The following is a 24028-nucleotide window of genomic DNA, read 5'->3' as shown; positions in this document are numbered from 1 at the left end:
GCACTCACCGCTCCCGCTTCGCGATTCGGTCGGCGAGCCCCTCGCCGACGATGCCGAAGGCGACCACGGCTAGGACGATGCACGCGGACGGCGCGAGCGCGGGCAGCATCGCCCCCTGCTGGATCGCCGACTGGCCTTCGTTGATCATGGCTCCCCAGTCCGCCGTGGGCGGCTGCACCCCGAACCCGAGGAAGGACAGCGCGGCGAGATCCATCAGTACGTAGCCGAAGTTCATCGCGGACTGCGCGAACACCGTCGGTGCGATGTTCGGCAGCAGATGACGCAGGCAGATCGTCCAGCCCGACCAGCCCTGCACGCGGTAGGACTCGATGTAGGCGCGGGCCTTCTCCTGGCGGGCGATACCTCGGACCAGGCGTCCGACGTACGGGGTGTAGGCCACGGCCATGGCGATCACGGGCGCGGCCATGCCCGAGCCGAGGACAGCTACCAGGAGGATGGCCAGCAGCAGTCCGGGGATCGCGAAGGCCAGGTCCATCGACCGGGACAGCAGGGCATCGGCCCAGCCACCGCGCCAGGCGGCGACCATGCCGATGAGCGTGCCGAGGAGGGTCGAGACGCCGACCACGAGGAGCGGTCCGAGCAGGCCCGTGCGCGCGCCGTGGATGAGCCTCGACAGGATGTCGCGGCCCGACTGGTCGGTACCGAGGAGATGGTCACCGCTGGTGCCCGTCAGGCTCGCCGACAGGTCGAGCACGTCGGGGTCGTACGGTGCGAGCACGGGGGCAAGGACGGCGATCAGGACGAGCACCGCGAGCACGACGACGCCGGCCGTGAACAGTGGGCCCTGGCCGAGAACCCGCAGTCCGCCCAGGCCCCGGCGGCGGCGCAGCGCACCCGAGGAGGGGGGCGCGGGGGAGACGGTGGTGGTCATCGGGAAGCCTCCCCGTAGAGGGACAGCCGGGGATCGATAACCGGCACGAGCAGATCGACGATCAGGTTGACGACGACGAACGCCGCCACGCTGAGCAGGGTGATCGCCTGAACGACGGCGAAGTCCTTGGCCGTCACCGCCTGCACCAGCAGGGAGCCGATACCGGACACGTTGAACGCGGTTTCGACGATCGAGGTGCTGATCAGCAGGCCGGCGAGCATGGTGCCGCCGACGGTGACGATGGGGCCCAGCGCGTTGCGCAGCACATGCCGGCGGACCACGGCGCCTCTCGCGACACCACGGGCACGCGCCACCTCGACGTGTTCGCGCCCGAGTTCGTCGAGCATCGCCGACCGGGTGACCCGGGCCAGCAGTCCGGCGAACGTGATCGCCAGGGCGAAGGCGGGCAGCGTCAGATGGTAGAGGCGGTCGCCGAGGCTCTCGGGGGTGCCACCGGGCCCGGGAAACCAGCCCAGTTGGACGGAGAAGAGCGAGATGAGCGCGATGGCGCTGACGAACGAGGGAGTGGCCGTGGCGACGCCGGTGCCGAGGAGCACGGCGCGGTCCACCGCCCCGGGGCGCAGGGCGGCCAGGATGCCGCCCGTCACGCCGAGGACGGCGACCAGCAGCGCCGAGTACCCGACGAGCAGCGCGGTGCCCGGCAGACGGGAGGCGATGAGGGAGCCGACGTCCTGGTGGAACTGGGTGGAGCGGCCGAAGTCGCCGTGCAGGACGCCGCCGAGCCACTTCGCGTACTGGACCGGCAGCGGGTCGTCCAAGTGGTACTGGGCGCGCAGCGCCTCGACCGCTTCCGGGGTCGCGGGGCGGCCGTGGAGCAGGAAGGTCACCGGGTCGCCCGGCGCGAGATGCACGGTGCCGAAGACGACGAACGAGGTGACGAGCAGCACCGCCGTGAGGCCGAGGAGGCGGCTCATCAGATAACGCGTCATTGCTGCGCGGCCCCGATCGTCGCGGCCCATGGGTAGTACAGCTGGGCGATGCCGGTCGGGGCACCCGTCACCCGGTTGCCGAGAAAGACCGAGTAAGGGGCTTCGTACAGCGGGATGATCGGGAGTTCGCGTACGGCGATGCGCTGGAGTTCGGCGGTCAGTTCCGCGCGGCGCGCCGCATCGGGCTCCGCGTTCGCCTTGTCGAAGGCGGCGTCGAACTCGGCGTCGGACCAGTTGCCGTAGTTGCCGAAGTCACCGGTACGCAGGTACTGGTAGAACTCCAGCGGGTCGGGCGTGTTGTCGTACCCGTTGGTGATGACGAGGTCAAGTCCCTTGCGGGCGCCGGGGTCGACGAAGATGCTGCTGTACGCCTCCGGGGCGACTGCCTTCAGTTGGACGTCGAGGCCGATCTGCTTGCCGGCGGCCTGGACGGCGTTGGCCACGACACTGATCTCCGGTGCGAGCGAGCTGGTGACGAGGGTGATCTTGCGCCCCGTGGCACCGGCCTCGGCGATCAGCTTCTTCGCGCCGGCCACGTCGTACTCGGGCTCGGGCAGCGCCTTGAAGTAATCGTCGGCCTTCTCGGGCGCGAGCGCCCACGCGCCGCGCGCGGCGGGCGCCTTCGCGGGAATGCCGATGCCGCCGGCGGCAGCCTTGACGATGCTCTTGCGGTCGAGGGCCATGGAGAGGGCCTGGCGGACCTTGAGGTCTCCGAGCGGGCCCTTGAAGTCGAGCACGGCGAGATCGGAGGCCGCCGTGTTGGGGCCGAAGTACACCGTGCCCTTCGAGCCGGTGCGCAGCTGGGCGAGGGAGGAGGAGGGCACCATGTAGCCGCCGTCGGCCGTGCCGGACAGGAAGGCGTTGGTGCGGGCGGACGAGTCCTCGATGAAGGTGAATGTCACGGTGTCGGTCTTGGGGGTCAGCGACCGGTTCCAGTAAGCGGTGTTCTTCTTCAGGGTGAGGCTGTCGCCCTGAGCCCAGCTGTCGAGGGCGTAGGGGCCGGTGCAGTTGACCTTGCCCTTGGGGCCGCCGTAGTCCTTGCCGGCCTTGGCAAGGAAGGCGGCGCTCTCGACGGTGCCGGGGGAGGCCGCCATGAGTTCGTTGAGGAGCACGTCGGGCTTCTTGAGCCGGATCGTCACCTCCAGCGGGCCGCTCTTCTTGATGGAGGCGACGTTCTTGAAGGACGAGCCCCACGGGGATCCGGTGGCCGGATCCATGTGGCGTGTGAGGGAGGCGACCACGTCGTCCGCCGTCATGGTCGATCCGTCGTGGAACTTCACATCCGGTCGAAGGGTGTACACCCAGGTCTTCGGGTCCGGGTTCGCGTACTTCACGGCCAGCCCGGGTTCGATCTTCATGTCGGGGGTGACCCGCAGCAGTTGCTCGCACACGTTGGCGAGCACGGTGTTCGGCGGGTAGTCGTAGGCGAGGGCGTAGTCGAGCGTGTAGGGCTCGGCGTACAGCGACCAGGTGAAGGAGTCGAGAGAGCCCTTCGCCGCCGGGGAGTTCGGGGTGACGGTGTAGGCGCTGGCGCCGCCGGACCGGGACTTGGTCGCGCCGGAACAGCCGGCGGTGGCGGCCGTGACGACGGCGGAACAGACAAGCAGCGCGGTGGCTCTGGACATGCGCAAGGAGACCCACCCCTTTACGGGTGTAGTGACGGGCGCTGGGAGATGGAGCGAGTATTGATGCGGGAACGTTCCCGCGCAAGACTTTGCGGGAACGGTTTTGCTGAGGTCGCGAGGGTGGCAGCATCAGCGCATGACTTCAGCTCCCCAACGCGGCGGCCACACTTTGCGGACCGCCCCGCCTCGCGTCCGTCTTGTCGATGTCGCCCGCGAGGCGGGCCTGTCCAAGACCACCGTCTCGGCGGCCCTCAACGGCACGGGACGGCTCTCGCCGGCCGTACGGGAGAAGGCCAGGGAGACTGCGCGCAGGATGGGATACCGGCCCAACGCCACCGCCCGGCAGCTGCGTTCGGGGCGGGCCCGGCTGATCGGTTACGTCGTGGGGGAGTTCGCAGGGACCCCGTGGACGTATTTGGAGTCGCCCTACTTCGCCCAGCTGACCAGCGCCACGGCGGCCGCGGCGCTCAAACGCGGATACGCCCTGGTGATGCTGCCCGCGGGATCGCTGCACAGCGAGTGGGCCGACCTGCCGCTCGAAGCGGTGATAGTCGCCGATCCGGTCGCCGACGATGGGGTGGTGGAGGATCTGCTTGCCGCCCGTATCCCCGTCTTCAGCGACGGATCGGTGGACGGCAGACCTGGAGCGCACTGGGTGGACGTCGATGCCGAGGAGGCGGTCCGCGGAACCCTGGAGCATCTGGGATCGCAGGGCGCACGGCGGACGGCGCTCGTGCTGCCCGACAGCACCACCCGCTTCCACCGGGGCGTTCTGGCCGCCTACCGGGGCTGGTGTGCCGCACGCGGCCACACGGCCCGGGTGACCTTCGCCGCCGACGCCGGCAACGGCCCGGTGGTCCGGGCGGTGGACAGCGCACTGACCGCTGCCGAGCGGCCCGACGCCCTCTTCGTGGTGGCGGAGCTGAGCCCGCCGCTCGTCCTGGAGGCGGCACGCCGCCACGGCTACGACGTACCCGGCGACCTTCTCGTGGTGTGCGTGAGCGAGGACGGTACGGCCGAGCACACCGAACCTCCTGTCTCGACGTTGAGCCTTCAGCCCCGGGAGGTCGCCGAGGCCGGGATCGAACTCCTCGTCGCCGCCCTGGAGAACGGCGACGAAGGGCCCTCGGGCGTGCTCGTGCCGACGCGCCTGCTGGTCCGGGAGTCCTCGCGGCGGCCGTCCTAGACCCTCAGGCGGAGTGCACCAGCGCGCCGCCGACGTAGGTGCGCAGGACCTGGGCCTCGGCGATCTCCTCCGGGGGCAGCGTGAAGATGTCCCGGTCCAGCACCACCAGGTCGGCCAAGTGGCCGGGGAGCAGACTGCCGGTGTCGTCGAGCCCGTTCACATGTGCCGAGCCGGCGGTGTAGGCGGCTACCGCGGTGGCGAGGTCGAGGCGCTGCTCCGGCAGGAAGACCCGTCCGTCGGTGGCCTCGGGCTCCATCCGGTTCACCGCGACATGGATTCCGGCGATCGGATCGGGGCTGCTGACGGGCCAGTCGCTGCCTGCGGCCAGGGTGGCTCCAGCGCGCAGGAGGGAGCCGAACGGGTACTGCCAGGAGGCCCGTTCGGGTCCGAGGAAGGGGATCGTCAGCTCGTCCATCTGGGGTTCGTGTGCGGCCCAGAGCGGCTGGATGTTGGCGATGGCGCCGAGCCGCGCGAAGCGATCCAGATCGTCGGGATGGACCACCTGGAGGTGGGCGAGATGGTGGCGGTTGCCACGCCGCCCGTGGGCCTCGACGGCTGCCTCGACCGCGTCCAGGGCCTCGCGCACCCCCCGGTCGCCGAGCGCGTGGAAGTGGACCTGGAAGTCGTGGGCGTCGAGCTCGGTGACGTACGAACGCAGGGCGACGGGGTCGACGAAGCTCAGACCCGAGTTGGCGGTGGCGCAGCCGCAGCCGTCGAGGTACGGGCTGGTCATGGCCGCCGTGAAGTTCTCGGCGATGCCGTCCTGCATGATCTTCACCGCACGGGCGCGGAACCGTCCGTGGCTCAACTGCTCTCGCTGGGACAGCAGCTCGGCGATCTGCTCGGCCCCCCGCTCGCGGTCCCACCACAGGGCCCCGGTCACCCGGGCGGTGAGCGTGCCTTCACGAGCGGCCGCCAGATAGGCGTCGGACGGGTCCGGATTGCCGCCGAACACGCCCAGCAGGGCGTCCTGCCAGCCGGTGATACCGAGGGAATGCAGCAGCTTCTGGGCCCGCAGCAGACCGGCGAGGCGGTCCGCCGGTGTGCTCGGCGGCACGATCCGGGAGACCAGGGCGGTGGCGCCCTCCTGCAGCATGCCGCTCGGGGTGCCGTCCGGCTCGCGCTCGATCCGGCCGTCGAAGGGATCGGCGGATTCCCGGGTGAGACCGGCCAGTTCGAGCGCCCGGGTGTTGGCCCAGGCGCCGTGGTGGTCGCGGTTGACCAGAAGGACCGGGCGGTCCGGAATCACCGAGTCGAGGAGCTGCCGGGTGGGCAGTCCGCCGTCGAAGCTCTCCAAGGACCAGCCGCCGCCCGTGATCCACGAGCGGTCCGGGTGCGCGTCGGCGTAGGAGCGTATGCGGGTGAGGTAGTCCTCGACGCCCACCGTGCCGGTCAGATCGCACTCGGCCATTTCCATTCCACCGAACACGGCGTGGATGTGGGAATCCTGGAATCCGGGGAGCAGCAACTTGCCCTGGATATCGATGACTTCGGTGTCCGGGCCGATCAGTTCGCGCACCTCGTCATGGCCGACGGCGGTGATGCGCTCCCCGGTGACGGCCAGGCTGCTCGCCCGGGTGCGCGCGGGATCTCCGGTGTGGATGGGGCCACGGGTGAAGACCAGATCGGGCTTGGCCATGAGGTGCTCCAAGGCGAGAGGGAGGGATGTGTCGAACGGTCATGCAACCGAGGTGTGCATTCACATGTCAACGCTGTTGTCGTAAGACGCTTCCGAGGGGGGGGTGGGGTGCAGGCGGCACGCTCATGCTGTACGCGGCGGCACGGCTGCCTGGGAGCCACGCTGAGGGGGCGGCGGCTTCGGTGGGCGCCCCCTCGGGCTCGTCGTGCGACTCAGGCGTAGAACCTGTACACCGCCTGGGCGACGCAGGCGGGCTTCGCCGAGCCGTCGATCTCCACGGTCAGGTCGACGACGACCTCGACCCCACCCTGGACCTCTTCCACGGACACGACCCGGCCGTGGGCGCGGACCTTCGCGCCGACCCGCACGGGAGAGGGGAAGCGGACCTTGTTCAGACCGTAGTTGACGGCCATCGAGACGCCCTCGACCCGCAGCAGTTCGCTCCACAGGGGGATAAGGAGGGAGAGCGTGAGGTAACCGTGGGCGATGGTCCCGCCGAAGGGGCCGGCCTTGGCGCGCTGGACATCGGTGTGGATCCACTGGTGGTCGCCGGTGGCGTCGGCGAAGGTGTCCACGCGCGGCTGGAGGATCTCCAGCCAGCCGCTGTGACCGAGATCGGCTCCGGCCTGGGCCTTGATCTCGTCGATTCCGTTGACGGTGAGGGGCATGGGGTACTCCCGGGTGCTGAGAGGGATTCTGTCGATGAGGGGCGGTCGGCGAGGGGCGGTCAGCCGCCGAATTCGGACCGGATGACGCCCTTGAGCAGCTTTCCGGTGGCGTTGCGCGGCAGCATCGTGCCGAGCAGGAGGTGAAAGGTCCTGGGAATCTTGTAGCGGGCCAGCCGGCCGTTCAGATGGGCGAGGAGTTCGGCCTCCGTCGCGGTGGAGCCCGGAGAGAGGACGACCACGGCCCGGCCGACCTCGCCCCACTTGGGGTCGGGCACGCCGAAGACCGCGCATTCGATGACGTCCGGATGCTCGAGGAGCGCGTCCTCGGCCTCGGCGGGGTAGATGTTCTCTCCACCCGAGATGATCATGTCCTTGAGGCGGTCGACCAGTTGCACATAGCCGTATTCGTCGACCATCGCCACGTCGCCGGAACGGAACCAGCCGTCCTCGGTGAAGGCCGCGCGGCTCTCCTGCGGAAGATTCCAGTAGCCGGGCGTGACGTTCGGGCCCGAGACGACGACCTCGCCCTTCTCGCCCGGTGCCGTGTCCTCGCCCGCCGCGTTCCGGACGCGGACATCCGTGAAGAAGTGCGGTACCCCGGCCGAGCCGACGCGGTCGAGGGAGTCGGCGCGGTCCAGGACGAGCGCCCCGGGCGAGGTCTCTGTCATCCCGTACCCCTGGACGAACGCGAGTCCGCGCTCCAGATAGGCGCGCGCGGTGCGGGCGGGGACGGGTGCCCCGCCGCAGAGGAGGGTCCGCAGGCTCGACAGGTCGGCGGTGTCCCAGCCCGGCGCCGAGGCCATCGCGTCGTACATGGTCGGAACCCCGAACAGACAGCTGACGCGGTGCTGTTCCACCAGCTCAAGCGTGCGGTCCGGATCGCAGGAGGACTCCAGCAGGACCGTGCCGCCCTTGAGCAGGGTCGGCAGGAAGAGGGGCGCGCTGACGAGCGCGACCTCCTCGCCGGACAGCTCGGTGTCGACGAGGACGTTGACGCTGTTCCAGATGATGTTGCCATGGGTCAGGACAGCGCCCTTCGCCCTGCCCGTGGTGCCCGAGGTGTACATGATCAGGCAGGGCTCCTCGTGCCTCACCGCCTCATCGATCTCCTCCGCCGGGGCGGCGGCGATCGTCTCCTCGTAGGCGAGTCCCGGACCGGCCGTCACAGCGATCAGCGTCGCGAGACCGGCCCGGTCCGCGAGCTCCACCATGTCGGCGGCCGGCCGGTGGGCGTGGACCAGGACGCGGCTGCCGGAGTCGGTGATCTGGTGCACCAGTTCGGGCACGGTGAGACGGGAATTCAGTGGTACGAAGACCGCCCCGAGTTGCCCCGCCGCGAAGAGGGCCTCCAGGAAGGCCGGATGGTTCGGACCGAGGAAGGCCACCCGGTCCCCGCGCTCGACCCCTGCGTCACGCAGGGCATGGGCCAGCCGTGTGCAGCGGTCGTGCAACTCCCCGTAGGTGAGGCCGCGACCCTCGTGGACGAGGGCGGGGCGGCGTGGCGTCTTGCGATTGCGCCGGGCGGTCCAGGAACCGATCCCCTGGTTGCGCATGGCTCACTCCTCCGTCAGGCCGAGCAGCCGGGCCGCGTTCTCCTTGAGGATCTTCGGACGCACCTCGTCCTTGACCGGCAGCTTCGCGAAGTCGGCGAGCCAACGGTCGGGGGCGAGCAGCGGGTAGTCGGACCCGAACAGCACCTTGTCCCGCAACAGGCTGTTGGCGTACCGCACGAGCTGTGGCGGGAAGTACTTCGGCGACCAGCCCGACAGATCGATGTAGACCTCCGGCTTGTGCGTGGCCACGGCGAGAGCCTCGTCCTGCCAGGGGAAGGACGGATGGGCGAGGACGATCCGCATCCCGGGGAAGTCGGTGGCGACGTCGTCGACGTCCAGCGGATTCGAGTACTTCAGCCGGATGCCGCCGCCTCCGGGCGCCCCCGCGCCGATGCCGGTCTGCCCGGTATGGAAGACGGCGATGGCGCCGGCCTCCTCCATGGCCTCGTACAGCGGGTACGCCATGCGGTCATTGGGGTGGAACGCCTGGATGTTGGGGTGGAACTTGAATCCCCGTACTCCGTACTCGGCGACCAGCCGGCGGATCTGGCGCACGGCGGCCCTGCCCTTGTACGGATCGACCCCCGCGAACGGGATGATCACGTCCGGGTGCTCCTGGGCCGATTCGGCGATCTCCTCATTCGGTACGGGTGCGGTGCCGGTGGCCGACTCCGCGTCGACCGTGAAGACCACACAGGCCATCCTCCGCTCGCGGTAGTACGCGGCGATCTCCGGCAGGGTGGGGTGGCGGTGCTCCGCCTTGAAGTACGTGCCGGCGGCGCTGTCCAGTTCGGCGGAGAGCGAGGTCGTGCCCCGCGCGGACACCTCGGCGTGGACGTGCATGTCGATGGCGACGAGCTCGGCCGGGTCCGGCCCGCTGGTACCGCTCGCGGCCGTGGTGCCCGTCACAGCTGCGGCGCCGGGATGCCGTAGGTCTGCTCGGACCGGGCGAAGACGTTCGGCCAGGCCCCCGCGACAGCATCCGCGCTCCAGCCACCGTCGGTGTAGGCCACGGCGACCTCCTGCGGGTGCGACCAGAGGGCGAGCTTGTCGCCACCGACGCCGATGCACTGACCGGTGATGCCGGCCGAGGCGTCCGAGGCGAGGAAGGCGACGAGGCCGGCCGCGTCCTCGGGGGTGCCGAATCCCTCGCCCTTGCGCAGGCTGTCGGGGAACGCGGTGCCCTCCAGCTCCAGCGCCTCGACGTGCGGGGCGAAGGCCGCGATGGTCTTCGTCATCGCGGTGGCGGCGACCGGTATGACCGCGTTGGCGGTGATACCGGCGCGAGCCAGCTCCAGCGCCCAGGTGCGCACCATGGCGGCGATTCCGGCTTTGGCAGCCGCGTAGTTGGTCTGCCCGAAGTTGCCGCGCTGACCCGCGGGGGAGCCGGCGACGATCACACGCCCGCCTTCGCCCTGTTCCCGCATCCGTTCGACAGCGGCCCGGACGCAGGTGAACGTGCCCCGCAGGTGTACCTGGACCACCGTGTCGAAGTCGTCGTCCGACATCTTCCACAGCACCTTGTCGCGCAGGACGCCGGCGTTGGTGACGATCGCGTCCAGGCGGCCCCAGCTATCGACAGCCCGGGAGACCAGAGCATCGGCGGCCTCGGTGGAACCGACGGGCACCACTTCCGCGACTGCGCGCCCGCCGTCGGCGGTGATCTGTTCCACGGCCGCGGTGGCGGCGTTCGCATCCACGTCGTTGACGACGACGGCCGCGCCCGAGGCGGCGAGTGAGCGGGCGTAGGCCAGCCCCAGACCGCGGCCGCTGCCGGTCACGACGGCGACCTTGCCGGAGAGATCCATGCTGCTTCCTTTCGTGAAGGCCGGTGCGCGGGTGCGGGAAGGGCGACCACGGCGGAGACCGGCGGGAGCCAAAGCTAGGCAAAATTCAAACGGCGGTCAACAGAATGCCGAATATTTATCTCCGGGAGCAGTGCGGCGCCTACGCTGTCCCCGTGACCCGACCCCGCTCGCCCCAGGAACCGATGGACACCGCCGAGGGCGGCACAACTGTCAGGCCTCAGTCGCTGATGATGAGCTTCTTCGGTATTCACGTGCTCGGCCGTGACATCGCGCTCTCTTCGGCGTGCGTCATCGACGCCTTCGCCCGTGTGCGGGTGGGCGAGGATGCCGTCCGCTCGACGCTGACGCGTATGGTCGGCCGCGGTCTGCTGGAGCGGCATCGGCGAGGACGCCGCATGTACTTCTCGCTCACGGAGCGCGCGGCCACTGTCCTCTCCGACGGGCAGGAGCGGATCTGGCGCGACGGAGCCGTCAATCGGGAGTGGGACGGCACCTGGACCCTGGTCGGTTTCTCGCTGCCGGAGTCCAGGCGCCGTGAGCGGCACGACCTGCGCTCACGCCTGGTGTGGGCCGGATTCGGGCCTGTGCAGAGCGGCCTGTGGGTTGCCCCTCGTCGAGTCGACGTCGCCCCGCTGGCGGCGGAGGTCGGGCTGGAGGATCACATCAGGGCCTTCCACGGCGAGGCCGCGCCGCCGACCGAGGCCGGGCCTCTGTTGCACTCCGCCTTCGACGTGGACGCGATCGCCACCGGCTACCGGTCCTTCATCGATCGGTGGGGCGGCTCCGTTCCGCCCGGCGGCGCGGCGGACGACATGGCGCTGCAGCTCCTGCTGCACACCGACTGGCTGGAACTCGTGCGCGACGCCCCCTATCTGCCCGCCGAGCACTTGCCCGAGGACTGGCCGGCCGCGCGCGCCGAGGAGCTCTTCCGCGAGCTGGCGCGGCGGTACGAACCCGGCGCGTCGCAGATCGCGGACGAGATGCTGGACCGGATCGACCTGGCCTACGAAGCCGAGACCGAGGGGGCCGGGGGCGATGAGCCCGGGGTCGGCTGAGCTCTTATGACAACACCGTTGACGTTATGACCTCCAAGCGGTCTGATGGCGGCACTTCGGAGGCACGTTCCTCCATATTCCGAAGGAGCCGCCTCATGGACCCCCTCATCTCGCTCCGGGACGCCGAACCGATCCCCTTCTGGCTGGACGACCCCGACCGGCCCCGCGCAGCCGGCGCTCTCGTCGGGGCCACCCGCTGCGACCTGCTCGTGGTCGGCGGCGGATACAGCGGACTGTGGACCGCACTGATCGCCAAGGAACGCGACCCGTCCGCCGACGTGGTGCTGATCGAGGCGCAGGAGGTGGGCGGAGCGGCTTCGGGCCGCAACGGCGGATTCTGCGAAGCCAGCCTCACCCACGGCCTCAACAACGGACTGCAGCGCTGGCCGAACGAGATCGGTCTGCTGGAGCAGTTGGGTCGCGAGAACCTCCAGGCCATCGAGGACACGATCGAACGGCACGGGATCGACTGCGCCTGGGAACGCACCGGCTCTCTCGTCGTGGCCACTGAGCCCTATCAGGTCGCGGGCCTGACGGAGGAGGCCGAGAGCGCCGCCCGGTACGGCGGCCGCCCGGTCCTCCTCGACACCGACGCCGTACGGGCCGAGATCGACTCACCCACTTTCCTCGGCGGCCTCTGGAACAAGGACGACGTCGCCATGGTCAACCCGGCCAGGCTGGCCTGGGGCCTGAAGCAGGCGTGTCTGAACCTCGGAGTGCGCATCCATGAGCACACGCCCGCGACGGAGCTCGCCGAGGCCGGCTCCGCAATCGCTGTCCGCACCCCCTACGGCCGCATCGACGCCGCGCGCGTGGCGCTCGCCACCAACGCCTACCCCTCACTGGTCCGCCGCCACCGCCCGTACACCGTGCCCGTGTACGACTACGCCCTGATGACACAGCCGCTGACCGACGCGCAGCTGGCTTCCGTCGGCTGGCGCAACCGACAGGGATTCGCGGACAGTGCCAATCAGTTCCACTACGTACGCCTGTCCGCGGACAACCGCGTCCTGTGGGGCGGGTACGACGCCGTCCACCGCTACCGAGGCCGTGTCAGCGCCGAGCGCGACCAGCGGCCGGAGACCTTCGCCACCCTCGCCCGGCACTTCTTCCGGACCTTCCCGCAACTGGAAGGGGCCCGCTTCACGCACGCGTGGGGCGGTGCCATCGACACCAGCACGCGCTTCTGCGTGTTCTTCGACACGAGTCACCGCGGGAGGGTCGCTTACGCCGCCGGCTACACCGGACTCGGCGTCGGTGCCACGCGCTTCGGCGCGGAGGTCATGCTCGACCTGCTCGCAGGCGACCGCACCCGGCGCACCGCTCTGGAGATGGTCCGGAGCAAGCCCCTGCCCTTCCCGCCGGAGCCGGTCCGCTCCCTGGGAATCGGCATCACCAAGTGGTCCCTCGCCCGCGCGGACGAGAACGCCGGCCGGCGTAACCTCTGGCTCAAGACCCTGGAGCGCTTCGGTCTCGGCTTCGACAGCTGACACCGGACTCGGCTGCTGCCGGGAGCGACCCGACGATTCCTGCAGTGAGTCCGTGAAAGAGGCCGATGCCACGGCACTGTTCCACGACGGATGCATCGCCGTCGCATCCGTCATCGCCGGCCGCATGGCCGAGGACGCGAAGGTCCCGGCGCGTACCCGCCACTACATCGAGCGCGAGGCGCCCCGCCACTGACCGACACCATCGGAGAGGCCCCGCATGACGGAAGACATCATCCGTACCAGCCACGGACCGGTGCGTGGCGAACGGACCGAAACAGGCGTCCGCTTCCTCGGCATTCCCTACGCCCGGCCGCCGATCGGACCGCTCCGCTTCGCCGCGCCCGTCCCCCCGGAGCCGTGGGCCGACGTCCTCGACGCCCGCGTGTACGGACCCACCGCGCAGCGCCGTCCGTTCGCCGAGGCAACCACCATCCCCGAGCCCTGCGTTCCCGGCGAATCCACCCTGAACCTCAATGTGTTCACCCCGGCCCGCGCCGCCGGGCAGACCGGCCTCCCCGTCCTGGTGTGGATCCACGGCGGCGGCTTCGTCGCGGGCTGCTCGGCCAGCCCCTGGTACGACGGCACCGCCTTCAACCGCGACGGAGTGGTCCTGGTATCGCTGGGCTACCGGCTCGGCATCGAGGGCTTCCTGCACGTGGAGGACTCGCCCGACAACCGCGGGGTGCTCGACTGGATCGCTGCCCTGCGGTGGGTACGGGAGAACATCGCCGCCTTCGGTGGGGACCCGGACAAGGTGACCGTCGCCGGACAGTCGGCAGGCGGCGGCGCGGTCCAAACACTCCTGGCCACGCCGGCCGCGGCGGGCCTGTTCCGGGCAGCGATCTCGGCTTCGGGCGCGGTCATGCGACCGCAGGGCCCCGAGTTCGCGGCGACCGTCTCCGAGTTCTTCACCGCACGCACCGGAGTGCCCGCCACGGCCGAGGCGCTCCAGAGCCTGACGGACGAGGAGATCCTCGCCCTCCAGGACGCGCTGAACGCACCCGGTCCCGATCGCGATGCCCTCCCGATGTTGGTCCTCGCCCCCTTCGCCGACGGAGCGCTGATCCCCGAACCCGTACCGGAGGCACTCATTGCCGGCGCGGCGGGCCAGGACATCCCGCTGATGATCGGCTGCACCACGCACGAGTTCAACGCAGTCGCGGAGGGAGAGGCCGGTCAGGCCCTCACCGACCAGATCTTCCGTGCACCCGCCCTTGCCCTCGCCGAGTCCCGGGCGAGCCGCGATCTCCCCACGTGGCTCTACCAGTTCGATTGGACCGCGACCGCACCCGCGTTCGAGGGCCTGGCCCACCACTGCGCCGACCTTCCCTTTGTCTTCGACCTTCTGGGCGCCGAAGGGGTCGACAAGGCGTTGGGGGAGGCGCCCCCGCAGCAGCTCGCCGACGCCGTGCACACGGCCTGGGTCGCCTTCATCCGCGACCTCGACCCCGGCGCGGCCTGGCCCTCCTACTCCACCGAGCGGCGCGAGACCCGTATCTGGAACACGGAGTCCCGCACGGCGCGCGACCCGCTCCGCTCCGTACGGGAGACCTGGCTGGGCGCGGCGACCTGACCGCGGTCTCCGCGCACCGTCGTCACCGGCCCGGCTCGTCCTCCTCAAGGACCGGCCGGGCTGCGGCGTAGGCAGCGTTGACGGCCGGGACCCGGTGGACCGCAGCCTGGGGCAGGGGGCGATCGGGGTCCGCAGAGCGTGCCGGGGGAGACGCCGGGCGGCCACGGGCGTCGTTGCGGTGTCCATGATGTCCTGGCCGGCCGCGCCCCGGTGGACGCAGGGGCCGTACCCCCGTGGCACGTTCGGACGTCGCGGCCTCGGCGGGGGAGCCGGCCCGCCTTGTCGGTGATCAGCAGGAGTCCGGGGCGGTCGGTGCCAGGCGGGGTTCTCGGGCGAGGAACGCCATCAGGACCTCGCGCACGTCGACTTCCGAGCAGGCCGGAGCCCGGGCGGCAGGCATCCTGGCCGGGGTACCGACCAGGTAAACAGTCAACGGCGACAACCTGACGGAGGGATAGGGTTCGGCTGAGAAGAATCCGCTCGGTGCACGGGAGCTGCGCCAGGGCCGGACACGGTGGCCACCCGAGGAGGAGCCGGATGCTGCAGGCGCTGGGATTGGGCCCGGCCGAAGAGGCCATCTACACGGCACTGCTGGCCCGCCCGACAGCCTCCGCACAGGACCTCGCCCGGCAAACCGGACTCGACAAGGCCGAGAGCATGCGCATCCTGCTCGACCTGGCGGCGCGCGGCCTGGTGGCCGTCGCCACCGAGGTCGAGAGCGGGGCACTCGACTCGGCCGATTGCGAGGCCGGTCTCCGGCCTGCCCACTACCGGCTCACACCGCCCTCGGTCGCCCTGGCCCCGCTCCTCGTCGAGCAGCGCAACGCGCTGCACCAGGCCGAGACCGCGTTCTCGATGCTGACCGAGCAGTACCGCAGCACCGCCGCACACACTGCGGGCGGTGTCGTGGAGGTGGTCGTCGGTGTGGAGCAGGTCGCACACCGGTTCCACCAACTGCAGCGCGGCGCTCAGCGGGAGTTGCTCGTCTTCCTCGTCGGCGCGCCCATCGCGGTCCCGCGCGAGGATACCGACACGTCGGAGAGCTCCGCGCTGGACCGCGGGGTCGACTTCCGGGTCGTGGCTGACAAGAACTATCTCGACAGTCACGACGTCGTGCGGGACGTGCGGGCGGCCGTCACGGCAGGCGTCGAGCTTCGCCTGGTCGATTCGCTGCCGCTGAAGATGGTCGTGTCGGACCGGGAGCGCGCCATGGTGCCACTGGACATGGCGGACTCCGGCGGTGAGCCGAGCGCGATCGTGGTGCACCGCAGCGGCCTGCTGACGGCCCTGGTCCATCTTTTCGAGAAGGAATGGGCCCAGGCCCGGCCGATGTACACCTCTGCCACGGGCGTGCGCGAGGAGCCGGCAGCCGATCAGCAGCCGACAGAGGAGGAACTGGAGGTCCTGGCCTTGCTGCTGGCAGGGATCTCCGACCGGCGGGCGGCATCCCAACTCGGTCTCTCCATACGCACCGTGGAGCGACGGATACGCCGTCTGATGGACCTTGCCGGGGTGGAGTCGCGCCTGCAACTCGGATGGCACGCTGCACGTGCGGGCTGGCTTTGACCTCCTCTTCGGCCTGACAGCCAAGGACCTTCCGTCTGTCGGTGGCCCCCTGCGAGGGCGGCCGCCAACTCCTGGCGGGTTCTGTATCACCGCCGACGGGCCCGTTCTCCGGCAGCGGATCGGAGTCCGCACGGATCCGGAGGAATCGGCGTAACGGAGAGAGCTTGAGGCGGGCCGGGGCCTGCTGCTGGTCAAGGAGTGGGGGAATGTGCCCCCGCGCCCCCTTCGGCGAGATCATCCGGGCGAGCGTCGGCCCGGCGAAGCGTGCCCCCGTCTGCCGGGCCCGAAGATCCACCGAGCTGACGAACCAATTGATGTGACCGCGTGACGGAATACCGCCACGTGGGAAACCCGTCACGCGCGGCATCCCCACTCAATCGATACGTCTGCCAGGCTGCAGCCGCAGTTTGGCATATGTTCATGGCTCACATAGGGAGATTCATGCGTTCCATAACGCGTATGGCCTTGGGCACGGCGACCGCCGCCGTCCTGGCCGTCACGGCGGTCGCGCCTTCCGGGGCGGCGGACACTCCGCCTGACGGTGCCTCGGGGAAGAGGCCCGTCATCGGCAGCAAGACCGCAGGTGGCAAGCAGGTGACGGTCACGCTCGTCACCGGCGACAAGGTGCTGGTGACCACGGACACGTCGGGTCACAGCTCGGCGGCGGTGCTGCCCCGCAAGGACGGCACACAGCCGATGGTGCAGACCTATCAGAAGGGCAAGGACCTCTACGTCTACCCGGAGGGCGCCTCTCAGGCGATCGCTCAGGGCAAGGTCGACGAGCAGCTGTTCAATGTCACCGGGCTCATCCGCCAGGGATACGACGACACACATACCGACACGCTGCCGCTCATTGCCACTTACCAGAACAATGTGAACGTTGCCGACAGCGCGCCGGCGGCTCCGCGCGGAGCCGAGCGGGGCCTGAGCCTCCCGGCTGTGGACGGCGTCGCGCTCAGGGCCGGCAAGGACACCGCCGCCGCCTTCTGGCAGGACGTCACCAACCCGCGCTCACGTTCTGGCTCCACGCTGAAGAAGCTGTGGCTGGACGGCAAGGTCGAGGCCACGCTGGACCGGTCCACCAAGCAGGTGCACGCGCCGGAGGCCTGGGCCGAGGGCTACGACGGCAAGGGCACCAAGGTCGCCGTGCTGGACACGGGCGCGGATGCCGAGCACCCGGACCTGGTGAACCGGGTGGACGCGTCCAAGAACTTCACGGATTCCAAGACCACCAACGACTATGTGGGCCACGGCACGCACACCGCCTCCACGGTCGGCGGGTCCGGAGCGGCGAGTGACGGCCGTAAGAAGGGCGTCGCCCCCGGTGCCTCCCTGCTTGTCGGCAAGGTTCTCAACGACGCGGGCTACGGCCTGGACTCCTGGATCATCGCGGGTATGCAGTGGGCCGTCGACCAGAAGGCCGACGTCGTCTCCATGAGCCTGGGCAACCCCAGGATCGGCGACTGCGCCGACCCGATGGCCCAGGCCACGCAGGAGCTGTCGAAGAGCAAGCACACCTTGTTCGTCGTCGCCGCCGGCAACTCCGGCCCGGGCGCCGAGACTGTCTCCTCGCCCGGCTGTGTGCCCGGCGTGCTGACCGTCGGCGCCGTCGACCGCGACGACACCACCGCGCAGTTCTCCAGCCGCGGTCCGGTGGCCGTCACCCACACCCTCAAGCCCGAGCTCGCCGCCCCCGGCGTCGACATCTCGGCGGCGGCCGCGGGCGGCCGCGGTGTCTATGCCTACCGGACGATGTCGGGCACCTCCATGGCCACCCCGCATGTCGCGGGCGCTGCGGCTGTCGTCCGCCAGGCGCACCCGGACTGGACCGCGCAGCAGATCAAGGCTGCCCTGGTCTCCTCCGCCCGCACCGGCGGCAAGGTCGCCGGCGCCGACCAGACCGGCGGTGGGGTGCTTGACGTGTTCGGCGCGGTGAACCAGAAGGCGCTCTCCGTGCCGGCTGTCCAGGCCGGCAGCTACAACTGGCCGCAGGACGCGTCGGACCGCACCACCGTGCAGGTGCCCTTCACCAACACCAGCGACAGCGACCTGACGCTCCATCTGAAGCTCAGCGGTGTGCACGGCAACGACGGCAGCGACGTCACCTCCGGAATCATCAAGCCGGAGCAGAACAAGGTGACGGTCCCGGCGGGGGCCACCGCTCAGGTGCCGCTGCAGATCGACCCCACCGCCCGTCTGAAGCCCGCCCAGTACGGTGCGGTCACCGGCCGGATCCTGGCCACCGGCGGCGATGTGCACGTCTCCGTGCCCGTCACCCTCTACGTCCAGCCGGAGACGGTCACCCTCCGGGTCAAGGTCGTCGACCGTAACGGCAAGCCCGCGACCGGCGCCTCCTCCCTGGACGTCGCCAGCATCGACTCCGACGAGGGCGAGCGCCGCACCAACGCGGGTGCGCCCGAGCAGATCTACCGTGTGCGCCCGGGCGACTACGCCCTCAGCAGCTTCGTGGCGACGCCCGACGCGAGCAACAAGCCCGAATCGGTCAGCTACCTCGCCCACCCGCAGATGCGGATCACCGAGGACACCACCGTCGTCCTCGACGCCCGCAAGGCCCACCAGCTGAGCCTGCGCACCGACCGCCCCTCGAAGCTGCAGGGCACCACGTTGAACTACGCCCGCACGTGGGACGACACCTGGCAGCTCAGCGGAACACTCACGGCCGGCGGCGCCGTGCAGAAGTTCTACGCGGACATCGACGGGCGCGCTCACAAGGGCACCTTCGAGTTCCGGCCCACCTGGCGCGCGACCGGTTCCGAGGACGGCTCGTCCTACGTCTACAACGTGTCGTTCCCGACCGAGGGGCCGCTGCACTCCGACCAGGTCTACCAGCCGAAGGACTCGAAGCTGGCCCAGGTCACCGAGACGTGGCATGCCATGGGCAAGGAGGCCGACTACATCGACGCGCTGTTCCTCCGTCCCTCCGGGAGCAGCTCCACCCAGATCCCCGTGAGCCTGTACCAGACGGTCCACGTGCCTGGTACCCGCACCGCCTATTACACGACCGGCGACGACGCCTGGTTCCACGGTGCGATGACCAGCTTCCCGTTCGCCGCGTTCATGGGCGACCACGATCGCACCTATCGGGCCGGACAGCGGAGCGCCGAGGAGTGGTACGGCGGCCCCCTGCGGCCGGGCGCGGCGCGCGACGCCGACGGCAACCTGATGCTGGCCGCCGAGCGGCAGGGCAACCTGATCGGCATCCAGAACGCCCTCTGGGTCGACGGCTCCGGCGACCACTGGACCTACGGCGGGTCCTTCGGCGACCTCGGCAACATGTCGCTGAAGCGCAATGGTGAGCAGATCGGCAGACTCACCTATCCGTACGGCGTGTTCGAGGTGCCGGACGAGGATGCCGCGTACGAGCTCACCCAGAACCTGGCCAAGATCGACACTGCGGACCGCAACTGGCTGCGCTCCACCGCCGCCACCACCACCTGGAGCTTCCGCTCCCACCGGGAGCCGGACGTCTACTCCCGCGGCCTGCCGCTCCTCCACCCGGCGTACGACCTGCCGGTGGACGGCATGAACACCCTGCCCGCGCAGAGCGGCATCAAGGTCGGCCTGTCGGTCGAGGGCCACGCCGGGTACACCGCGGGCGCGATCACAGCGGCCTCGCTGTCCTACTCCTACGACGGCGGCACCACGTGGACCCAGGCGCCGACCGAGCAGCAGGACGGCAAGTGGACGGCCGTCCTCGACCACACCGGCGCCGCCGGTAAGCAGGTCATGACGAAGGCCACCTTCACCGACGCCAACGGCAACGCGGTCACCCAGACCATCACGCGCGCCTACGACGTGCGGTAACCACACGGTCCGGCCGGGCGGTCTCCCGCAACAGGGGGCTTGCTCGGCCACCCACCTGCTGCCCCGCCCGCGGCACCCAACGAGCACGTCCGGTTCGGCGGGCGGGGATGGGAGGACCGACGCCCGACAAGGTGCACGGCGTCCCGTCCCCGCCCCAACTTCTGAGGAAGGGCGTCCGGTCGGCGGGGTGCAACGCCACGACTCCGGGACCGTCGGCCATACGGAGAACTGCCGGATCGGAGTGTTTCCCGCCTGCGCATCGGGCAAGGGCCGCACTCTGATCGACCGGGCCCTGTCTGTGCCGAAGTCCTGGAACGCTGCCGGGCCGCGGGCATCGGCGACGAGGCCGGCGCGGGGAGCGGCGCGGACTCACGACAGCCCGCTCAACTCCTGTGTCACGGGCAACTGTCATGGCGTCCCGGCCGTGCGGTGCGCAGAAGGGAAGAACCCTCTATGCGTCATCCCAGGCCATTGAGCTCATCCTCCAGCCGACCGGTGTCCGGACGAACTGGGTGGTCTTGCGGCCGGATCCCTCGAACCACTCGCCATCGAGGAAACCGGACTTGCGGTACTCGCTGAATCGGTGCGCGATCGACCCGAAAATCTCGGTCCGTTCGGCAACTTCCCATTCGGAGAACTCCGTCAGCGTCCCATCGGTGAGGATCTTCTCCCGGGGCTCGACGAACGCGTCAAGGTTGTAGACCACCGGCTCGCCCCCGACGTTCTTGATGATCATTCCTTGCGGAATGAACACCTCATGCACAGCGTTCACGTTCGGCCGACTTCCGCCGGTGTTGGTGAACGCACCGAGGAAGGAGTGCATCAGCTGGTCGAGCTCGGCCTTGACGTCGGACACGGATCCCCTTCCACAAGTGAAGCACCTCGCGCCTGATCGTCGCCCATTGCCGGCCTGTCGGCAAGGTCGACGCACTTGGCCCTGCCCCGGGCAGCCCCAGGCACTCGGTGGGCGATGCCGCGAACAACAATGTCCTGCCCGGACCCGGCCCGGCTGCCGAAGGTGCTGCCCGCACCCGCGACCGGGATCACGACAGTGCTGCTCACGAGGCGGACGGGCCCGCTGCGTGGGACAATCATGGGGATTGTTCCCGGCCGACAGGTGGCGGGAGGAGCGGACATGGAGATCAAGCCGCAGGCGGCCGTCGTCCCCAAGATCGACCAACTCGAGCAGGGGAAATACGGCCCCGTGTTTCCGAAGACACCGGCGTGTTACGGGTTCACCATCGTCGCGAAGGTCAAGCCGGGCCGGGCCGACGCGATGCGTGCCTACGGCAGCACTCTGGCCGAGGCTTTGGAGGAAGACCCCCAACTCCTCGCGCCACTGAAGTTGCACTACCTGCGCTGGGTGCTCTTCGACGACGACACGCGCTTCATGTATCAGGGGATCTTCGATACCGACTTCGACAAGTACACCGAGGACGCCATCGCGCTTTTCGGCAAGGCGGGGGTGAACACGGCCTTCGAGAACCTCGAAGGATTCCCCGAGGACTGGCGGACCAACCCTGAGGCGTTCGTCAGGTTCGTGCGCGAACACCACTGTCCGAGCTTCATCGAGTACGGGGAGTACCCGTACGTGTCCGCTGATGAGATCAAGAAGGCTCTGCGGATCAAGGGTGCTCTGTCGGAGATGCTCGACCAGTTGCAGTGAGAACGGGCTGTCGTGTGCTTGTCCCATTGCGGATCGGAGACGAGATGAGCGAGGTCAGGACCGCGCGCACCTACAACCAGAACCACGTCCCGCGCGAATACACCCCTGGTCGGCGACGGGTGAGCATCTACGTCTCGTGGAGCTATCCGGCCGAGGCGGGCAGGAACCCGGCTGAACTGGACAACCGGTTCTCCACGATGACGGAGGTCAGGCGGGTGGCGTGGCCTGCCTACGAGGACCCGAAGTGGTCCGACCCGTTGCAATTCCAGCAGGGCATCGCCGGCTCGCTGGAATTGTTCTTCTGGGCCTGGGTGCCGTTCCAGCAGTTTGTCGAGGAGGTCACCGGGCATCCCGTTCCGGTGTATCAGCGCATCGACCAGGCCGGGTTCCGGACTCCGCTCGACGAGCGTGTACTGGCCGACACCGACACTCTCTTCGTGTTCGGGCTGGATCACATGGTCACGGGGCAGGAGGCCCGGCCCGAGGAGGTCGAGGCACTGCGGGCCTTCCTCGGCCGGGAGGACGCCTGTCTGGTCCTGGGGCCTCACCATGACGTCGGGGCATCGGACGATCTGGCCGTGCGGGACGTGGAGTACCACCATCACGGAGATCGCCTGGTCCCCCGCCAGCAGCGATTCGCCACCTACGTCCGGGGCTTGATGCAGGGCCTCGCGGTGCCGGTCGAGAACCGTTACGGACTGCGCCCCGCGGTGCGGGAGAAGAACGAGATCGCCCCGCTCTCCACGGTGAGGGACCTGGACGCGAAAGGGTGGCTGGAAGGCGTGACGAACTTCAACTTCCATATGCACCTGCCGCATTACGCCGTGACGACCGACGAGCCGGAAGTCATCCACGTGCTGGCCAGGCAGCCGATCGACACCTCCAGGCCGCATCCGTTCACCGAGGCAGGCAACACCGAGTTCAACATGTTCCTGTGGATGCCTCCGGGCGGTGAGCGGGCCGGAGATGTGCTGTTGGCGGACTCCACGATCTTCAGTTCGCTGTTCGGCGGCGACGAAAGTCTGCGGAGATTCTGGCGGAACCTCGTTACGAGGTAGTGCCGCAGGGAGGCGAACCGTGAGCGGACCTACGCAAGTCGCGTTGGAACTCGACGATATTCAGCGCGGGGTTCTCAGCCCTCGGCCGACTCCCTACGCGGCGACCTACCTTGTGTTCCGCGTCGATGACCGGGCGGACGGGCGGGAGCTGATGCGGCGCGCGAGCGCGGTGGTGACCTCCGCCGCCGACTCGGTCAGCCCCCGGGGGGACACCTGGGTCAGTGTCGCGGTCTCCTGCCACGGTCTGGAGGCCCTGGGTGTGCCGCGCGCGTCACTGGACACGTTCGCCTGGGAGTTCCGGCAGGGGATGGCCGCCCGGGCCAAAACACTGGGCGATGTCGGCGAGAGCAGCCCCGAGAACTGGGAAGCGCCGCTGGGCACGCCGGATGTCCATGTGGTGCTCACGGCGGTCGCGCCTGATCCCCAACGGTTGGCGGCGGCTCTCGACCGGGCCCGCCCCGCGTACGACCACCTTTCCGGTGTGACCGCGATCTGGCGCCAGGACTGTTACGCGCTGCCCACCGAGACCGAGCATTTCGGCTATCGCGACGGCGTCAGCCATCCAGCCGTCGAAGGAAGCGGCATCGCCGGGTCGAACCGGCTGGAGTCGCCGCTGAAGGCCGGGGAGTTCGTGCTCGGCTACCGGGACGAGATCGGCGGTCTGCAGACCCCGCAGCCGGAGGTGCTGGGGCGCAACGGCAGCTACGCGGTCTTCCGTAAGCTCCACCAGGACGTCGCCGCGTTCAGGCGCTGTCTGCGGGACAACGCCACTTCTCCCGAAGACGAGGAACTGCTCGCGGCCAAGATCATGGGACGCTGGCGCAGCGGAGCTCCCCTCGCGCTCAGTCCGCAACACGACGACCCCGCTCTCGGTACCGACCAGGACCGCCGCAACACCTTCCTGTACGAGCGAGACGATCCGGCGGGATTCATCACGCCCGGCGGCTGCCACATCCGCCGGGCCAACCCCCGCGACGCCTCGGTGGCGGGAGAAGTGCGACTTCACCGCATGATCAGACGCGGTGCCGTCTACGGTCCACCGCTCCCCGAGGGGGCCCTGGAGGACGACGGCACCGACCGCGGCCTGATGTTCGCGTTCATCGGAGCCCACCTCGGGCGGCAGTTCGAGTTCGTCCAGTCGGAATGGATGAACGACGGCGTCTTCTTCGGCGCGGGCGACACCAAAGATCCCGTCGCCGGATCCCACGACGGAGTCTCCGGCTTCACCATTCCCCGGCGGCCGCTTCGACGGCGCCTCACCCCACTGCCGCGCTTCGTCGTCACCCGCGGCGGCGAGTACTGCTTCCTGCCGAGCCGGAGTGCCCTGCGCTGGCTCGGGGAACTCCAGAACTGACAGGGCGGCCATGCACGCCGTGGCACCACCCCGAGGTGCTCCGCCGCCCGAGGGCGCGTCCCTCGGCATGTTGTGGTGGCGGTGAACACCCGCCATCACGACACGCCGGGGAAGACCCGG

At 69.6% G+C, this 24028-nt stretch carries 20 protein-coding genes and 1 pseudogene; 11 read left to right on the top strand and 10 right to left on the bottom strand.

Annotated elements, in window-relative coordinates; translation table 11 throughout:
• Positions 1 to 4: 4 nt before the first annotated feature.
• The 3 genes from IEZ15_RS28125 to IEZ15_RS28115 are packed head-to-tail and all read right to left on the bottom strand — an operon-like array spanning position 5 to position 3467.
• The gene (locus IEZ15_RS28125; RefSeq protein WP_189279900.1) at positions 5 to 892 is read right to left on the bottom strand and encodes an ABC transporter permease; all 888 of its coding nucleotides are present in this window, start codon (positions 890 to 892) and stop codon (positions 5 to 7) included.
• Positions 889 to 1842 (bottom strand): ABC transporter permease, encoded by a 954-nt coding sequence (locus tag IEZ15_RS28120; protein WP_189279899.1) that lies wholly within the window; start codon positions 1840 to 1842, stop codon positions 889 to 891. The genes IEZ15_RS28125 and IEZ15_RS28120 overlap by 4 nt, the downstream gene beginning before the upstream one ends.
• Positions 1839 to 3467, bottom strand: coding sequence for an ABC transporter substrate-binding protein (locus IEZ15_RS28115; RefSeq protein WP_189279898.1), 1629 nt, complete (start codon positions 3465 to 3467; stop codon positions 1839 to 1841). The genes IEZ15_RS28120 and IEZ15_RS28115 overlap by 4 nt, the downstream gene beginning before the upstream one ends.
• Before the next feature lie 136 nt (positions 3468 to 3603).
• Between IEZ15_RS28115 and IEZ15_RS28110 the strand changes: the two genes are divergently transcribed.
• Positions 3604 to 4653: a LacI family DNA-binding transcriptional regulator gene (locus IEZ15_RS28110; protein WP_114248190.1), complete on the top strand. Its 1050-nt coding sequence runs from the start codon at positions 3604 to 3606 to the stop codon at positions 4651 to 4653.
• A 4-nt stretch (positions 4654 to 4657) separates the two neighbouring features.
• On the opposite strand, the gene IEZ15_RS28105 is transcribed toward IEZ15_RS28110, so the two are convergent.
• From IEZ15_RS28105 to IEZ15_RS28085, 5 genes are all read right to left on the bottom strand, one after another.
• Positions 4658 to 6292 carry an amidohydrolase gene (locus IEZ15_RS28105; protein ID WP_189279897.1) on the bottom strand — a complete coding sequence of 545 codons (1635 nt, stop codon included), beginning with the start codon at positions 6290 to 6292 and terminating at the stop codon, positions 4658 to 4660.
• A 212-nt stretch (positions 6293 to 6504) separates the two neighbouring features.
• Positions 6505 to 6960, bottom strand: coding sequence for a MaoC family dehydratase (locus IEZ15_RS28100; protein ID WP_189279896.1), 456 nt, complete (start codon positions 6958 to 6960; stop codon positions 6505 to 6507).
• 59 nt (positions 6961 to 7019) lie between these two features.
• A complete protein-coding gene (locus tag IEZ15_RS28095; RefSeq protein ID WP_189279895.1) occupies positions 7020 to 8513 on the bottom strand; it encodes an acyl-CoA synthetase in 1494 nt (497 codons plus the stop codon).
• Positions 8514 to 8516: 3 nt separating this feature from the next.
• Entirely contained in the window at positions 8517 to 9356 is an 840-nt protein-coding gene (locus IEZ15_RS28090) for an amidohydrolase family protein (protein ID WP_114249467.1), read from the bottom strand.
• Positions 9357 to 9418: 62 nt separating this feature from the next.
• A complete protein-coding gene (locus IEZ15_RS28085; RefSeq protein ID WP_189279894.1) occupies positions 9419 to 10321 on the bottom strand; it encodes an SDR family NAD(P)-dependent oxidoreductase in 903 nt (300 codons plus the stop codon).
• A gap of 152 nt (positions 10322 to 10473) precedes the next feature.
• On the opposite strand from IEZ15_RS28085, the gene IEZ15_RS28080 reads away from it, so the two are divergent.
• From IEZ15_RS28080 to IEZ15_RS28065, 4 genes are all read left to right on the top strand, one after another.
• A complete protein-coding gene (locus IEZ15_RS28080) occupies positions 10474 to 11376 on the top strand; it encodes a PaaX family transcriptional regulator (protein WP_229846147.1) in 903 nt (300 codons plus the stop codon).
• Between the two features lie 95 nt (positions 11377 to 11471).
• Positions 11472 to 12866, top strand: a complete 1395-nt coding sequence (locus IEZ15_RS28075; RefSeq protein WP_189279893.1) for an NAD(P)/FAD-dependent oxidoreductase — start codon at positions 11472 to 11474, stop codon at positions 12864 to 12866.
• Between the two features lie 52 nt (positions 12867 to 12918).
• Complete coding sequence (locus tag IEZ15_RS28070; RefSeq protein WP_189279892.1) at positions 12919 to 13059, top strand: hypothetical protein; 141 nt, start codon at positions 12919 to 12921, stop codon at positions 13057 to 13059.
• 24 nt (positions 13060 to 13083) lie between these two features.
• Positions 13084 to 14439: a carboxylesterase/lipase family protein gene (locus IEZ15_RS28065; RefSeq protein ID WP_189279891.1), complete on the top strand. Its 1356-nt coding sequence runs from the start codon at positions 13084 to 13086 to the stop codon at positions 14437 to 14439.
• A gap of 289 nt (positions 14440 to 14728) precedes the next feature.
• On the opposite strand, the gene IEZ15_RS28060 is transcribed toward IEZ15_RS28065, so the two are convergent.
• Positions 14729 to 14872, bottom strand: coding sequence for a hypothetical protein (locus tag IEZ15_RS28060; RefSeq protein ID WP_189279890.1), 144 nt, complete (start codon positions 14870 to 14872; stop codon positions 14729 to 14731).
• A 104-nt stretch (positions 14873 to 14976) separates the two neighbouring features.
• Between IEZ15_RS28060 and IEZ15_RS28055 the strand changes: the two genes are divergently transcribed.
• From IEZ15_RS28055 to IEZ15_RS45100, 3 genes and pseudogenes are all read left to right on the top strand, one after another.
• The gene (locus IEZ15_RS28055; protein ID WP_189279889.1) at positions 14977 to 16005 is read left to right on the top strand and encodes a helix-turn-helix domain-containing protein; all 1029 of its coding nucleotides are present in this window, start codon (positions 14977 to 14979) and stop codon (positions 16003 to 16005) included.
• A 441-nt stretch (positions 16006 to 16446) separates the two neighbouring features.
• Positions 16447 to 19830, top strand: coding sequence for a S8 family peptidase (locus tag IEZ15_RS28050; protein ID WP_189279888.1), 3384 nt, complete (start codon positions 16447 to 16449; stop codon positions 19828 to 19830).
• A gap of 178 nt (positions 19831 to 20008) precedes the next feature.
• Positions 20009 to 20175 (top strand): annotated as a pseudogene (locus IEZ15_RS45100) (IS701 family transposase); the annotation flags it as partial.
• Between the two features lie 106 nt (positions 20176 to 20281).
• Here IEZ15_RS45100 and IEZ15_RS28045 read toward each other — a convergent pair.
• Complete coding sequence (locus IEZ15_RS28045) at positions 20282 to 20653, bottom strand: DUF4440 domain-containing protein (RefSeq protein WP_308427450.1); 372 nt, start codon at positions 20651 to 20653, stop codon at positions 20282 to 20284.
• Between the two features lie 312 nt (positions 20654 to 20965).
• On the opposite strand from IEZ15_RS28045, the gene IEZ15_RS28040 reads away from it, so the two are divergent.
• The 3 genes from IEZ15_RS28040 to IEZ15_RS28030 are packed head-to-tail and all read left to right on the top strand — an operon-like array spanning position 20966 to position 23908.
• Complete coding sequence (locus IEZ15_RS28040) at positions 20966 to 21496, top strand: hypothetical protein (RefSeq protein ID WP_189279886.1); 531 nt, start codon at positions 20966 to 20968, stop codon at positions 21494 to 21496.
• Positions 21497 to 21540: 44 nt separating this feature from the next.
• A complete protein-coding gene (locus IEZ15_RS28035; protein WP_189279885.1) occupies positions 21541 to 22554 on the top strand; it encodes a hypothetical protein in 1014 nt (337 codons plus the stop codon).
• A gap of 19 nt (positions 22555 to 22573) precedes the next feature.
• Positions 22574 to 23908 (top strand): Dyp-type peroxidase, encoded by a 1335-nt coding sequence (locus IEZ15_RS28030; RefSeq protein ID WP_229846146.1) that lies wholly within the window; start codon positions 22574 to 22576, stop codon positions 23906 to 23908.
• Positions 23909 to 24028: the final 120 nt, after the last annotated feature.

Source organism: Streptomyces atratus, assembly GCF_014648655.1.
Classification (GTDB): domain Bacteria; phylum Actinomycetota; class Actinomycetes; order Streptomycetales; family Streptomycetaceae; genus Streptomyces; species Streptomyces atratus.
The sequence above is the reverse complement of the archived record's forward strand: the minus strand, read 5'-3'. Positions and strand labels throughout refer to the sequence as shown.

What these genes read in the sequence shown, in the direction of transcription:
- IEZ15_RS28050 (WP_189279888.1), top strand. Translation starts at nt 16,447, where the DNA reads ATGCGTTCCATAACGCGTATGGCCTTGGGCACGGCGACCGCCGCCGTC.
- IEZ15_RS28045 (WP_308427450.1), bottom strand. Translation starts at nt 20,653, where the DNA reads ATGCACTCCTTCCTCGGTGCGTTCACCAACACCGGCGGAAGTCGGCCG.
- IEZ15_RS28065 (WP_189279891.1), top strand. Translation starts at nt 13,084, where the DNA reads ATGACGGAAGACATCATCCGTACCAGCCACGGACCGGTGCGTGGCGAA.
- IEZ15_RS28055 (WP_189279889.1), top strand. Translation starts at nt 14,977, where the DNA reads ATGCTGCAGGCGCTGGGATTGGGCCCGGCCGAAGAGGCCATCTACACG.
- IEZ15_RS28035 (WP_189279885.1), top strand. Translation starts at nt 21,541, where the DNA reads ATGAGCGAGGTCAGGACCGCGCGCACCTACAACCAGAACCACGTCCCG.
- IEZ15_RS28110 (WP_114248190.1), top strand. Translation starts at nt 3,604, where the DNA reads ATGACTTCAGCTCCCCAACGCGGCGGCCACACTTTGCGGACCGCCCCG.
- IEZ15_RS28095 (WP_189279895.1), bottom strand. Translation starts at nt 8,513, where the DNA reads ATGCGCAACCAGGGGATCGGTTCCTGGACCGCCCGGCGCAATCGCAAG.
- IEZ15_RS28090 (WP_114249467.1), bottom strand. Translation starts at nt 9,356, where the DNA reads ATGCACGTCCACGCCGAGGTGTCCGCGCGGGGCACGACCTCGCTCTCC.
- IEZ15_RS28075 (WP_189279893.1), top strand. Translation starts at nt 11,472, where the DNA reads ATGGACCCCCTCATCTCGCTCCGGGACGCCGAACCGATCCCCTTCTGG.
- IEZ15_RS28115 (WP_189279898.1), bottom strand. Translation starts at nt 3,467, where the DNA reads ATGTCCAGAGCCACCGCGCTGCTTGTCTGTTCCGCCGTCGTCACGGCC.
- IEZ15_RS28100 (WP_189279896.1), bottom strand. Translation starts at nt 6,960, where the DNA reads ATGCCCCTCACCGTCAACGGAATCGACGAGATCAAGGCCCAGGCCGGA.
- IEZ15_RS28105 (WP_189279897.1), bottom strand. Translation starts at nt 6,292, where the DNA reads ATGGCCAAGCCCGATCTGGTCTTCACCCGTGGCCCCATCCACACCGGA.
- IEZ15_RS28040 (WP_189279886.1), top strand. Translation starts at nt 20,966, where the DNA reads ATGGAGATCAAGCCGCAGGCGGCCGTCGTCCCCAAGATCGACCAACTC.
- IEZ15_RS28125 (WP_189279900.1), bottom strand. Translation starts at nt 892, where the DNA reads ATGACCACCACCGTCTCCCCCGCGCCCCCCTCCTCGGGTGCGCTGCGC.
- IEZ15_RS28120 (WP_189279899.1), bottom strand. Translation starts at nt 1,842, where the DNA reads ATGACGCGTTATCTGATGAGCCGCCTCCTCGGCCTCACGGCGGTGCTG.
- IEZ15_RS28085 (WP_189279894.1), bottom strand. Translation starts at nt 10,321, where the DNA reads ATGGATCTCTCCGGCAAGGTCGCCGTCGTGACCGGCAGCGGCCGCGGT.